The 12,948-nt window shown below is 69.4% G+C and carries 13 protein-coding genes; 6 read left to right on the top strand and 7 right to left on the bottom strand.

The features are described 5' to 3' along the window. The gene (locus tag ACFY5A_RS08560) at positions 1-744 is read left to right on the top strand and encodes an MgtC/SapB family protein (RefSeq protein WP_105676919.1); all 744 of its coding nucleotides are present in this window, start codon (positions 1-3) and stop codon (positions 742-744) included. 69 nt (positions 745-813) lie between these two features. Here the strand turns inward: ACFY5A_RS08560 and ACFY5A_RS08555 are convergent, their stop codons facing one another. From ACFY5A_RS08555 to ACFY5A_RS08545, 3 genes are all read right to left on the bottom strand, one after another. After that, complete coding sequence (locus ACFY5A_RS08555) at positions 814-1,008, bottom strand: hypothetical protein (protein ID WP_341940195.1); 195 nt, start codon at positions 1,006-1,008, stop codon at positions 814-816. A 137-nt stretch (positions 1,009-1,145) separates the two neighbouring features. Then, positions 1,146-1,715 (bottom strand): RNA polymerase sigma factor, encoded by a 570-nt coding sequence (locus ACFY5A_RS08550; protein WP_387233174.1) that lies wholly within the window; start codon positions 1,713-1,715, stop codon positions 1,146-1,148. After that, complete coding sequence (locus ACFY5A_RS08545; protein ID WP_341940197.1) at positions 1,712-2,326, bottom strand: hypothetical protein; 615 nt, start codon at positions 2,324-2,326, stop codon at positions 1,712-1,714. Before ACFY5A_RS08545 ends, ACFY5A_RS08550 begins: the two co-directional genes overlap by 4 nt. A gap of 172 nt (positions 2,327-2,498) precedes the next feature. On the opposite strand from ACFY5A_RS08545, the gene ACFY5A_RS08540 reads away from it, so the two are divergent. After that, entirely contained in the window at positions 2,499-3,260 is a 762-nt protein-coding gene (locus ACFY5A_RS08540) for a peptidoglycan recognition family protein (protein WP_387233170.1), read from the top strand. Positions 3,261-3,972: 712 nt separating this feature from the next. Here ACFY5A_RS08540 and ACFY5A_RS08535 read toward each other — a convergent pair. The 4 genes from ACFY5A_RS08535 to ACFY5A_RS08520 form a co-directional block, all read right to left on the bottom strand. Then, a complete protein-coding gene (locus ACFY5A_RS08535; RefSeq protein WP_387233167.1) occupies positions 3,973-5,049 on the bottom strand; it encodes a BtrH N-terminal domain-containing protein in 1,077 nt (358 codons plus the stop codon). Continuing rightward, positions 5,042-5,566, bottom strand: a complete 525-nt coding sequence (locus ACFY5A_RS08530) for a PadR family transcriptional regulator (RefSeq protein ID WP_387233164.1) — start codon at positions 5,564-5,566, stop codon at positions 5,042-5,044. The genes ACFY5A_RS08535 and ACFY5A_RS08530 overlap by 8 nt, the downstream gene beginning before the upstream one ends. Before the next feature lie 78 nt (positions 5,567-5,644). Beyond that, complete coding sequence (locus ACFY5A_RS08525; protein ID WP_387233161.1) at positions 5,645-6,436, bottom strand: class I SAM-dependent methyltransferase; 792 nt, start codon at positions 6,434-6,436, stop codon at positions 5,645-5,647. 293 nt (positions 6,437-6,729) lie between these two features. Beyond that, entirely contained in the window at positions 6,730-7,491 is a 762-nt protein-coding gene (locus tag ACFY5A_RS08520) for a TetR/AcrR family transcriptional regulator (protein ID WP_387233158.1), read from the bottom strand. A gap of 75 nt (positions 7,492-7,566) precedes the next feature. Here ACFY5A_RS08520 and ACFY5A_RS08515 point away from each other — a divergent pair, with 75 nt between their 5' ends. From ACFY5A_RS08515 to hrpB, 4 genes are all read left to right on the top strand, one after another. Next, positions 7,567-7,962 (top strand): VOC family protein, encoded by a 396-nt coding sequence (locus ACFY5A_RS08515; RefSeq protein WP_105674728.1) that lies wholly within the window; start codon positions 7,567-7,569, stop codon positions 7,960-7,962. A 70-nt stretch (positions 7,963-8,032) separates the two neighbouring features. Next, positions 8,033-8,461: a MarR family winged helix-turn-helix transcriptional regulator gene (locus ACFY5A_RS08510; protein WP_105674730.1), complete on the top strand. Its 429-nt coding sequence runs from the start codon at positions 8,033-8,035 to the stop codon at positions 8,459-8,461. Positions 8,462-8,648: 187 nt separating this feature from the next. Further along, on the top strand, positions 8,649-10,229 hold the full coding sequence (locus tag ACFY5A_RS08505) for an SPFH domain-containing protein (protein WP_341940219.1): 1,581 nt from the start codon (positions 8,649-8,651) through the stop codon (positions 10,227-10,229). 85 nt (positions 10,230-10,314) lie between these two features. Next, a complete protein-coding gene (hrpB, locus tag ACFY5A_RS08500; RefSeq protein ID WP_387233153.1) occupies positions 10,315-12,879 on the top strand; it encodes an ATP-dependent helicase HrpB in 2,565 nt (854 codons plus the stop codon). Positions 12,880-12,948 lie beyond the last annotated feature (69 nt).

Below are 12,948 nucleotides of genomic sequence, written 5' to 3'. Positions count from 1 at the left end.
ATGACCCTCCTCGACACGGGCGCTCTGCTCCTCACCGCCGCTCTGGCTGCGGGGCTGGGCGCCCTCATCGGCCTCGAACGGCAATGGCGCATGCGCACCGCCGGCATGCGCACGAACGCTCTCGTGTCGCTCGGCGCCGCGCTGTTCGTCATCCTCGGATCGCAGGCGCTCCCCGGCGAGACCGCTGATCCGACACGTGTCGCCGCTCAGGTGGTCTCCGGCATCGGGTTCCTCGGCGCCGGTGTGATCCTGCGCGAGGGACTCAACATCCGCGGACTCACGACGGCGGCGACGCTGTGGTGCGCGGCCGCCGTCGGCTCCCTCGCCGGAGCCGGGATGCCGCTGCTCGCCGCCGGAGGGGCGATCCTCGTCTCGGCGACCAACATCCTGCTGCGCCCGCTGAGCACTGCGCTCAACCGGAGGCTGCGGCTCAACGCCGAGGACGAGTCGACGGAGGACGGCACCGACGCCGGCGCCCCGCAGGACTTCGTGCTCGAGGTCACGACGGGCGAGAAGAGCGAGCAGCGGGTCCGCGCCCTGCTGCTCCAGGCCGCGACGCACCCGGAGCTCACCCTGCGATCGGTGCGGGTGCGCCACGGCAAGAACACGGAGGTGCACGTGCGCGCGGAGGTCAGCATCGACGACCCGGAGAGCGTGGACGTCATCGAGCGTGCGATCTCCCGCGTCGGCACCGACCCGAAGGTGATCGGCAGCCGCTGGTGGCCGGTCGAAGAGGCCGGGTGACGACGGGGGCTCCACATTGGCGGCGGGACGGGACTTATCGCCGTCACGCCGAGAGCTCCGCGCGAGACGCTAGTCGCGTCGGCGGCGCATCGACATCAGAGCGATGCCATGAGACACAGCCAGAAGGATCATGGCGATCACCGTGAACCACAGCGTCGCGCCGAGAACGCCCGTGAGGATGAGCGCCGCGAGGACGATCGCGGCGACGCTGCCGACGACGATCCCCCCGACGGCGACGGCTGTTCCCGACCTGTCTGCTCGCATCCGTCCACGATGCCACCATGAGGCGACGAGCACACCCCCGGACGCGAACGCGGCCGCGTGAACGGGCGCACCGCCGTCGGACGGTGCGCCGCCGCGAGCCGATGGGAGACGGTTTTCAGCCGAGGTTCTGAGCGTCGTCATCGCCGCTCGTCCCCGGAGCCTGTGGCGACATCCGCGTATGTCTCTGCGGCCGCCTGCTCCGCGTCAGAGAGCTGCAGACGGAGGCACGCCCGCGCTCGATGGTAGCGACTGCGGACGGTGCCGTCCTTCATCTTCAAGACCCGTCCGATCTCGCTGAGAGAGAGCCCGTCCCAGTGGAGCAGGCTGATGATCTCCTGGTCGAGCTTTTCCAAGGATCTCAAGGCATCGCGAAGTTCATCGAAAGCCGACGAGTCGACGAATCCGACAGCGGGTTCCGCTGAGAGTTGACTGCGTAGGCGGTCGGCGAGCGCAAGACGTCGTGCTGCGCTTCGGCGATGGTGGAGGAGCACATTCCTCGCGATGCCGAACATCCAAGGCCTGACATCGCCGTCGTCCTTCGGGAGGACGTTCGCCTTTCTCCACAGCGTCAGCAAGGTGTCCGCGAGGAGGTCGGCGGCGTCGAAGGCCGGTTCGACCCGACGGGCGAAGTAGGCGAGCAGAGCGGAGGAGTTCTCGGTCACCGCTCGCTCGAATCGTGCGATTTCACCGTCCTTGCGCGCGCTCACTTCTCATCCACCCGACAGCTCATACCCATCGCGGCGATAACAACCGGGCCGTCCGGTTCCCCCACGGGAACGTCGACGGATTCATCGAGATCAAGAACCCCGGGAACCGCATCCTTCGTCAAGGCGACGAGCTCCGGATACAGTTGGTCCCCCACTCGGGCCTCACTGTCAGGGTCGTCCTCGACAGGGGCGCCGCGTGCGTAGAGCAGCTGCCCGAACCCTGTCCAATCGCGTCGCTCGATCGCGTCGTTGAGCGCCTCGATATCAGCCTTGTCTGCATTTCGAAGCTCCACATACGCGCCACAGGTTTCCGAGTGCCCCTCGTCCGTGGTGTAGTCGACGGGGATTCGATCCGACCGCAGCGATCCATCGGGGAGCTCCACCCAAGGCCAACCGGACAGCTGCGCGACGGTGACACTCCCGGCGCCGGTCAAGACGAGGGACCCTGCGACCAGGACCGGGACCAGCCAACGAGGTCGGCGACGAGCTCCTCGCCGCAGGCGCGACGGCTTCGTCGCCTCCACCATGAGAGCCGCTTCTCGCGACATCGAGGTGGGCAACGGGATAATCGCGGCGGAGAGTGCGCCGTCGAGATCGGAATCGTCCATCATCTTCCCCTGTCCTTTGCAAGTACATTCCCGGACGGCTCCCGAACGTTGCAGACTCCCGCAATCCGCGCCAGATGATGCCCATCCAGACGGTCGCCGGCCCCGCTGATGCTGTTTTGCCCGCTGACAGCCGCCATGAACCTCGGCTGCTCGACCGAGCGTGTTAGATGGGCAGATGGAGCACTCCCCCGCACACGATCCTGACGGAAGCCCGTCGGCGCACACCCGTCGACGCTTCCTGATCGCTGCGGGCTCGGGCGTCGCCGTCACGGCAGCGGGAATCCTGCTCGCCACGATTCCCCCGGGCGCAGACGGCGGGGCGCCTGCCGTGGACCCGGACAATCCGAGGGGGCTGCCCGAGTACGAACCCGTCTACGATCGCGCGTTCAAGGGCCTCGAGGCGCCGCTCGGGTTCGCGGACTGCCGGAACCCCATAGCTCGGTCGACGCGTGACACCGCAGGAAGCGACCACCACACGGTGACGCCGATCATCGACCGTTTCGTCATCCACCACACGGGCACGACCGAGGAGCAGCTGGACTTCCTCTCGCGCTGCAACAGGCGCTCCTCCGCGCCCACCTTCTATCTGCGGAACGACGGGTCCGTCTTCGAGCTCATCCGCCCCGGCGCGAAGCCGTCATCGACCGGCGCCGACTGGAACTGGCGGTCGCTGGCCGTGGAGACCCTGGACGCCACGGGAGCGCCGGACTACACCGTGACGGCGGTGCAGCTGGAGGAGCTCGCCCAGATGATCGCGTGGCTCGCGACCTACGACGGCAGGACGCTGGACGGCGTGCCGGTGTCGTTCACGATCGACAGGGAACACGTCATCAGCCACAGGGAGATCTGGTCGGGGACCGAATGCCCCGGACCGTACCTGCAGTCCCGGCTGGACGACATCGTCGCCCGCGCCCGCGAGATCTTCGCCGCGCACTGACCAGGTCAGGCGCGCGGTGAGCACCGTGCGAATGCCGGCTGCGGGATACCTCTGCCGCGGGTGCGCAGAGCCGACCGCGTCAGCCAAGGCCAGGAGCGCGGCACCGGTCTCATCGCTGATGCTGAGCGGGTAGCGCTCTATCGCCATCTCCAACATCGGCAGGAGTCCGGACCGGCGAGGAATCACCTCCTGGTAGACCTCCCAGGCGCGCGCGTCATCGCAGAATGCGAGGAGGTAGGCTGCCTCGGCCCGCGTGCTCAGGTCCGGAGCGACGCTGAAAGTCGCAGCGATCAGGTGCACCCAGTCACACCACTCCCGCTCGTCTTCTGCGGCTCGAACCGGCTCCCACATCGTGTGCGTCACGCACCGTTCCGAGGCGTGACGCACCGTGTTGAGCAGGCTGTCGCGCACCTTGACGTCCGTCTCCACACTGAGCGCCGCACCGAGCATCCGCCTCGTCTCCGTGCTCAGGAAGTACTCGCGCACGGGAAGAAGAAACCAGCCCAGTTCCGCTCTCGCGAGGGCGCTCAGCCGACGAACGGCAGCGAGACGCACCGCCACGTCACCTGAGCCGACCGCATCATCCAGTTGGGCGAACTCCGCCCTCGACTCCGCCGCACGCGTCGCGTATCGCGCCGAGCTCAGCCAGCCCGCGATCTGGTCATCCACCCTCGCCACGCTACCCGGCGATTCAGCACGGATGCCGACGGCGTCACGCTCCACGGGTCTCCCCCGTGTCGCTCAGCGAAGCGAGCCGTGTCATCGCGGCCGTCTCGATCTCCGCGATGCGCCGCAGCATCTCTGCCGCCTCGACCAGCGACTCCGCATCCTGCGTTTCGCCTGCCCGCGCGATCGACTCCGAGACCCGAGTCCACAGGAGCGCGGACTCCGCGAACAGGACCGCGCTCTCACGGATGACGTCGGCATGAGCCTCATGCACGACGAGTTCTGCGCTCTCGGTCAGGAAGTCCCGGTACATGTTGCGGAACAGGGCCCCTCCGGTGCCGGCCCGCTCCATGAGCATGGCGATGACGGGGAGGTCGCGGGCGGGGTCGTCGACCCGGTCGAGCCAGGTCGGAAGGCGCGCAGCCGTGGTGAGGATGCCGCGATTGCCGAGGTTGGCGATCGGAGGCGCGAGGAACTCCTCGGCGCAGGCGGTGATCGCCGGGACGATCGACTCGCGGATCCGCTCGGGTCGCGCGGCGGCGGCGGGAACATCCACGACGAAGGCGCGGTGCCGTGCAGACATCGGACCCCGCGCTGCCCGAGCACGCGCGAGGCTCTCCAGACTCGTCGAGACCTCACCTCCCTGCTGGGCCGTGTCGACCAGGTACGCCCTGTCGTGGTCGTAGCCGTACATGGCCACAACGTGGCCGGCGAAATGCACCCGAGACCCGAAATAGTCCAGATCATGGCTGTCGAGCTGCAGACCCACGGGCTTTCCCCGATCGATCTGCGCGCGCAACCGATCCCACGCCTTCCGAGGCGAGGTGGTCTCCTCGACCCGCAGCTCGATTCCCAGGCGCGAGGTCAGGTTCTGGGTGAGCTCGAAGGGCTTCACCCGTCCGCCGAGGAACGGGAGCTCCTGCCGCGCGGAATCCCAGTAGATGAACGACAGACCCGACCCCAGCCCGAACAGCATCGCTTCGGACAGCGAGAGCCCCGTGTGCTCCAGCAGCACGCCGAGGGCCGTCGTCTCGCAATGCAGTCCTCCCGAGGCGTCGATCCCGTCGATGATCGTCGCATCATCCCGTTCGCCACCGTGGCCCTGCCGCATCTGATCACTCATCGGACACCTGGACTCGCGCCGCGAGCCACGCCCTTTCCGCCTCGAGAAGGCACAGCGAGTAGGAGAAGACCTCGCGCGCGGCCAGAGGCAGAGCACCCTGAGAGCGCTCGGCCGCGATGACCTCGGAGATCCGCTCGTCGATCCAGACCAGACGTCGCTGCAGCGCGTCCGCGTACTCCTGCTCCGGGAGAAGGGCGAGGTTGGCGAGACCAACGAGGGCGGGATGCGCGACGGTTCGCCTCTCGGCGATGAACGCGACAGCGGCTTCTTCCGCCGCGCGCCTGCCCGCTTCTGTCGCGTGGAACACCTTCCTCGATCTGGCACCGGCCTTTGCGCCCTCGGACTGTATGAGTCCACGACCCTCCAGCTTCGTGAGCACGTAGTAGATCGACGAGAACCCGATGTCGGCCCACCGGCGGATGCCGCGCTGCTCGATCACCTGCTCGAGGTCATAGCCGTGCCGAGGCTGCTCGGCAATGAGCCCCAGGATGGTCAGCTCGGTCGGGGTCAGGTTCATGGCGGTTACTCTAGCACTAGAATAGCGCCGGTGGGGACGGCTCAGGCGACAACTGATTCGATGCTGACCGCTCGAGATTCAGACGATTCCGGAACCCAGGAGATGGTTGCTGAAGTCGCGGATGTCCGGCATGTCTCCGAACGTTCGGGCGAGTTGCATCGCCGCAGAAAAGTCGGCGTCGGTCACCTCAGCGACGCTCTCCAGAGCGACACCGGCCGGGCCTTCGAGCCCGATGACTGTCACGTTTCGAAGACCAACTTCGGTCATCTCCTCCTGGAGCTCTTGCGGAGTGTGGAAGTGACCGCCCGGGAAGCGGAGAGAGGGAACCGGTGCGCCGTGTCTCAACAGGTCCAGCCACGCGTCGAGGGAGGCGTCGAGGAGGTCAGGATCGAGGGCCGCCGCGGCGAAAGCCAACAGCCGGGGAATCGCCGCAGCGTGCACGAATCCGCCGGGTCGACACACTCGGCGCGCCTCGCTCAGTGCGTGCAGGCGTTCCTCGCGCTCGGCCAGGTGATAGAGGGGGCCAGCCATGAGAACCGCGTCGAACGAGTCCTCCGGAAAGTCGAGCTGTCGGGCGTCTCCGACCGCAGCGGTGAATGTCCCGATCTGTCGTGCCGCAGCAACCTGGCTCTCAACAGGGTCGATCAACACCACTTGGTACCCGCTGCGTGCCAGCGCGGCCGCGTGAACACCAGTGGCCCCTCCGACATCCAGCACTCGCGCCGGTGCAGGGGTGGCGGTTCGAACGACCTCCTGTGTGCGCTCGAACTCGAGCCGACCCTGCGCGGACCGCGTGGTCAGCCGCGCATGCTCATCAAAAACACTGCCGTAGTACGCCTGTATCGCAGCATCGATTCTGTCTTGGTCCATGCCTCATCATCCTGCAAGACAGCACCAATCGGCCGCTGCAGTTACGCGGTCCCAGCGAAGCCCTGATCGGCGAGAACGAGAAGGTGGGACACGCTCTCACCTCTCACAGATTTCCGTGATCAAACCGTTGCATTCGTTACCTCGCCGTTATAGAGTGATCGCACGGTGAATGTTTGCTGTGGCATCCACCTCATGTGATTGCAGGACCTCTTGGTGCAAGGGACAAGGGCCGGTCGGAAGCCTCTCCGATCGGCCCTTACTGCGTCCGGTCACGCCGCGACGGATCCGCCTCGTCAGCCGGCGTCGATGAGCGCAGCGAGTCCGTCGAGGGTCCGCGTGAGACCGAACCGCCAGGCCCGCCCGGCATCCCATGCGCTTCCCTGCGCCTCACCCGCGGCCGCTCCGATGCGCGCAGCCCGGGGATAGACCGCAGGGTCGAACGCACGCGCGAGCAGGGGCTGGTTGGCGGCCCACCACTCGGCGTCGCTGAGGGCCGTGTCGGTCGTCGCGCGATCGGCGTCGTGAGCCGCGCGACAGTGCGACTGCACGAACCCGAGCAGGTAGGCGAGAGCCGCATCGACGTCGACGTCGGAGAGACCGGCGCCGTCGAACGCCGACAGCTCGTGCTCGTACTTCGCCATCACGCCGGGTCCGAGCGGAGGGCGGCTGAGCGCGGCGACCTCGGTCAGCCACGGATGCGCGGCCAGCAGCATCCGGTTGGACTCCGCCACCGCCTCGAGCCGCTCGCGCCAGGACTGCGCACCCCAGTCCGGACGCTCCATCGACAGGTAGAGGGCGTCGACCATGAGGTCGAGCAGCTCGGGCTTTCCAGGGACGTAGGTGTACACCGACATCGTCGACACCCCGACCCGTTCGGCGACGGCGCGCATCGTGACGGCCGCGAGCCCTTCGTCGTCGGCGAGAGTCAGCGCCGCCGCGACGATCTTCGCCGCGGTGATCGACCGGGCCGGCCCCTTGCGCGGCTCGACCGGCTGACCCCACAGGAGGGCGAGCGTCCTGCTCGGCTCACCGGATCCGGTGCGTTCTGACGTCACGGGAATGATCTTGCCACGTCTGCGTTGTACCAGCTACATTGTACGACGTACAACGTTACCGAAAGGGAGATCCCCATGCAGATCACCTCGTCCGCTCTCTCACTCAACGTCCCCGATGTCGAGGCCTCCGCCGCCTGGGCGCAGAAGCACCTGGGCTTCTCGGTCGCCATGTCGGCCGACGGGTTCAGCTCCCTCAGCCACCCGCAGGCCGGCTTCCACCTCATCTACCTGCGCACCGGACTCTCCACCTTCAGGCCCGCATCGCAGGCGGGATCGGCATCCGGCCTGCTCGTCGTCTTCACCGTCGACGACATCGACGCGGACTACGCGCGGCTGCGCGAGACGGGCGTCGACATCGTGACGCCCATCGAGACCGAACCGTGGGGAGAGCGTTATTTCCAGATGGCCGACCCGAACGGCGTGATCTATCAGCTCGTGCAGTGGATGACTCCCGAGCACGACCAGGGCTGACCGACCGGGGCCGGCCGGACCCTTCCGGTCGGCCCCGCCCGTGTCGGCGGCTCCCAGTACGCTGTTCTCCATGACCGATCGCAAACTCGCTCTCGAGGCATGGGAGAGCCTGTTCCGCGCGCAGCACGAACTGTTCGACGAGATGGTCCAGGACTTCGACGACGCCCACCTCACCCAGGCCGAGTACGACGTGCTGCTCACGGTCACCCGCTCCCCCGAGATGACCTCGCGGCTGCGCGACGTCACGGGCAACATGCTGATCAGCCAGCCCAGCGTCTCCCGCCTGGTCGACCGAATGGTCACCCGCGGGCTCATCGCCAAGTGCCCCGACCCCGACGACGGCCGCGGAGCCCTCATCAGGGCGACGGATGCCGGCGCCAGGGCGTTCCGCGCCCTCGCGACGGTGCACGGCCGCTCGATCGCCGACCGCATGTCGCGCCTCGACGACGACGAGCTCCGCACCCTCCGCGACCTCGCCGAGAAGCTGCGCCGGCGCTGACCTCCTGAGCCGGACGCACCCGCACGCCCGTTCTCGCCGAACGCCCGACTTCTCGCCGAACGCGCGACGCTTAGACTGAACGACCCTTCAGCGGCCCCCGCGCATTTCTGGCAGGGTGGAACCGAGTGCCGACATCTCCGCGTCGGCATCGCAGACCACCCCCGAGGGGGGCAAAGGGAGGTCATCCATGGAGATCGCCGGAATCGTCGGCATCCTCATCATCGTCGGGATCGCGGTCGTCATCGTCGTCGTCCTGCTCCTGATCCTGCTGCTGTTCGCACGCAGCTGGATCAAGGTCGCCAGAGCTGACGAGGCTCTCGTCATCTCCGGGCGCAAACAGAAGGTGCAGCGAGCCATCATCTCGGCCGACGGATCGAGCCGCGCCGAGATGGAGGAGTCCCCCGTCACGGTCATCGTGAACGGCAAGTCGCTCGTCAACCCGATCACGCAGCGCCACGAGATCATCTCCCTGCGCTCGCGGCAGGTGTCGCTCAACGCCGAGGCGCAGTCGCTCGACAGCGTCACCCTCAACGTCGACGGCGTCGCGATCGTGAAGATCGGCTCCGACCCGCTGTACGTGCGCCGCGCCGCCGAGCGCTTCGCCTCGCAGGACAAGGCGATCGAGCAGTTCACCACCGAGCAGCTGGAGGGCGCCCTGCGCGGCATCGTCGCCACGCTCTCGGTCGTCGAGCTCATGCGCGAGCGCAAGAAATTCTCCGACCAGATCGCCGCCGACGTCTCGCAGGAGCTCGCCGAGCAGGGCCTCATCCTCGACTCGTTCCAGATCAAGGGCATCACCGACAAGGTCGGCTACATCCAGTCGCTCGGCGCCCCCGAGATCCAGGCGAAGCGACAGGCCGCGGAGATCTCGCAGACCAACGCCGACCGTGCGATCAACCAGAAGAACATCGCCAACCAGGAAGCGAACCTGATCGAGCAGACCGCGCTCGACACCAACACCGCGAACGCCAACGCCGGAATCGGCCGGGCCCGCGCCGAGGCCGAGCAGGCCGAGAACCTCACGCGCGCGCAGACCGAGCAGGCGGTGCTCCAGCAGCAGGCCGAGAACAAGCAGGCCCAGCTGGATGCCGACGTCAAGCGCGTCGCCGACGCGCAGCGGTACGAGGCGGAGACCCGCGCACAGGCCGAGCTGTACACGCGCGAGCGTGCGGCTGAGGCCGCGGCGATCGAGCAGGTCAAGCAGGCAGAGGCCCGCACCCGCATCGCTGAGCAGCAGGCCCAGGCCGACCAGGCGAAGGCCGCCGGTGAGGCTGCGGCCGCGATCGCCCGTGCGACCGGTGAGGCCGACGCGCTCCGCGCCCAGGCCGAGGCAGAGGCAGAGGCCCGCCGTCTGCGCGCCAACGCCGAGGCCGACGCCATCCGCGCCGAGGGCGAGGCGCGCGCGGCAGCCGTCGAGGCCGAGGCGAAGGCCATCGCGTCGAACCAGGACGCGTTCCTCTCGCAGCGCGTGCTCGAGACCCTCCCCGCGATCATGGCCGAGTTCGCCAAGGGTTACTCGACCATCGGCAACGTGTCGATCATCGGCGGTTCCGGAGACGGCGCGTCGGAACTCGTCGGCGCCGACAGCGCCAAGGCGCTGAAGTCGGTCTTCGACAGCGTCAGCGCGGCGACCGGACTCGACCTCGCGTCGATCATCCAGGGTCAGGCCGTCGGACGCGGGATCGGCGCCGGCGTCGCCGCGGCCGCCCCCGCGCCCGCCAAGCGCGAGCCGAAGCCGACCACTCCTCCGCCTCCCGCAGCGGAGTAGTCGAGCAGACACGCAGAAGAGCGGATGCCGCGGCCGGTTCGGTCGCGGCATCCGTCGTCTTCCCGGCGATGCCTAGACTCGGAGGATGACGGAGACGCGCGCCTTCGACCTCGCCGCTCTCGGCGCAGGTCTCTCGTTCTCCGCCGGTCTCCACGCCGTCTCCTCCGCTCTCGACGAGAGCACCGCGGTGGTCGTCAGCGCCCCTCCCGGTACCGGCAAGACCACGCTCGTGCCGCCGCTGCTGGCGAACCGCTCCGCGGGGCGCGTGATCGTCACCCAGCCGCGCCGGGTCGCCGCCCGCTCCGCCGCCCGACGGCTCGCACAGCTCGACGGCACGGCCCTCGGCGGCCGAGTCGGATTCACGGTGCGCGGCGAGCGCCAGGCCGGGCGGGACACGCGCGTCGAGTTCGTCACCGCCGGCGTGCTGCTGCGGCGGATGCTGGACGACCCCGGCCTCGACGGCGTCGACGGCGTCGACGCCGTGATCATCGACGAGGTGCATGAGCGCGCGTTGGAGACCGACCTCCTGATCGGCCTGCTCTCCGAGGTCCGCGAGCTCCGAGACGACCTCGTGCTCGTCGCGATGTCGGCCACGCTCGACGCCGACCGCATCGCCGCGGTCATCGGAACGGACGGCACGCCCGCCCCTGTGGTCGATCACGACGTCCCCGCCTTCCCCCTCACCGAACGCTGGGCACCGAGCCCGGCCCCGCGTCTCGACGATCGCGGGGTGACGTGGGCCTTCCTCGATCACGTCGCACGCACCACTGCATCCGCGGCTCGGGACCTGACCCGTGACGACTCGACAGCCGACGTGCTGGTGTTCGCCCCCGGTGCCCGCGAGGTGTCCGAGGTCGCCCGACGTCTCAGAGACACCGGCGGCGGGTTCGACGTGCGGGAGCTGCACGGGCAGCTGCGCGCGAGCGAGCAGGATGCCGTGATCCGCGGTCGCCGCCCGGAGGAGCCGCCGCGCATCATCGTCACCACCTCGCTCGCGGAGTCCTCGCTCACGGTTCCCGGTGTGCGTCTCGTCGTCGACAGCTGCCTGTCCCGCCATCCGCAGCGCGATGCGGTGCGCGGGATGACCGGACTTGTCACGGCGGCGGCATCCAGAGCGACCTGCGTGCAGCGCGCCGGACGCGCGAACCGCCAGGGCCCGGGGACCGTGATCCGCTGCGTCGACGAACGCACGTACGCGGCCGCTCCCGCACGTCCGGCCCCGGAGATCGCGACGAGCGATCTCGCCGACGCCGCGCTGCTGCTCAGCTGCTGGGGAGCACCGGGCGGGTCGGGCCTGCGTCTGATCGACCCGCTGCCCGCCGACGCTCTGGACGACGCCCTGTCCGTGCTGCGCGGTCTCGGGGCGATCGACGACGACGGCCGCGCCACCGACGACGGCCGCGCACTCGCCCGCATCCCGGCCGATCCGCGGCTCGCCCGCGCCCTCCGCGACGGCAGCCCCCTGGTCGGCAGCCGGCTCGCCGCCGAGGTCGTCGCGCTGCTGGGCGGCGACGTGCGCATCGCGGACTCCGAGGTCGCCCGGGCGCTCATCGACCTCCGCGGAGCCCGCAGTCCGGAGGCCCGGAGGTGGAGCAGCGACGTCGATCGCCTGCAGCGTCTGGTCGCCCCGGCGCCTGATGCCCGCTCCGGACTCGACGGCGCCGGACTCGTCGTCGCCCTGGCCTTCCCCGAGCGGATCGCCCGCCGCGTCGAGCGCACGGCCGAGGGCGCGACGTACCTGCTGGCCTCCGGCACCCGCGCCGGGCTGCGCGGTCCCCTGGCATCGGCCGAGTGGCTGGCTGTGGCCGACGTCGCGCGCGCGAGCGGACGCGCAGCCGCGGGATCCGGCGCCATCGTGCGATCCGCCGCCGTGCTCAGCGAACAGCAGCGGGACGAGGCCGCGAGCCATCTGCTGACCGATCGCGTCGAGGCGGAGTTCGTCGGCGGTCGGGTGCAGGCCCGCCGCGAACGCCGCGTCGGAGCGATCGTGCTCTCCTCCTCCCCGGTGCGCGCGTCGGCGGAGGCCGGGCGCGAGGCGGTCCGTCGGGCGATCGGACGAGACGGTCTGAGCATGTTCACCTGGTCGGATGTCGCCGACGGACTGCGCCGCCGCCTGGCGCTGCTGCATCGCGAGTGCGGGTCGCCCTGGCCTGACGTCTCCGACGCCGCTCTGCTCGCCACGCTCGACGGGTGGTTCGCGCCGGAGCTCGACGCCTTGGCCGGCGGCGCCCCGACCGCGAGAGTGGACCTGGCCCCCGCCCTCCGCCGCCTGCTGCCCTGGCCGGAGGCCGCGCGGCTGGACGAGCTCGCGCCGGAACGTCTCGAGGTGCCCACCGGTTCCCGCATCCGCATCGCCTACCCGCCCATCGACGACCCCGGCGCACGCCCTGTCGTCGCCGTGAAGCTGCAGGAGTGCTTCGGCTGGGCCGAGACCCCGCGGCTCGCCGACGGCAGGGTTCCCGTGCTCTTCCACCTGCTCTCCCCCGCCGGACGCCCCCTCGCGGTGACCGACGATCTCGCGTCGTTCTGGTCGGGTCCGTATGCGCAGGTGCGTGCGGAGATGCGCGGGCGCTATCCCAAGCATCCGTGGCCTGAGGACCCGTGGGATGCCGCGCCGACCAGGCACACCAAGAACCGCGCCGCGCGGTGAGACCGCCCGGCCTCAGCCTCCATCCCGGCCGACTCCCCACGCTCGGGCACCCGGGCACAGATTCGGAGA

The sequence above is a fragment of the Microbacterium sp. NPDC012755 genome (assembly GCF_042901325.1).
GTDB lineage: Bacteria > Actinomycetota > Actinomycetes > Actinomycetales > Microbacteriaceae > Microbacterium > Microbacterium natoriense.
The sequence above is the reverse complement of the archived record's forward strand: the minus strand, read 5'-3'. Positions and strand labels throughout refer to the sequence as shown.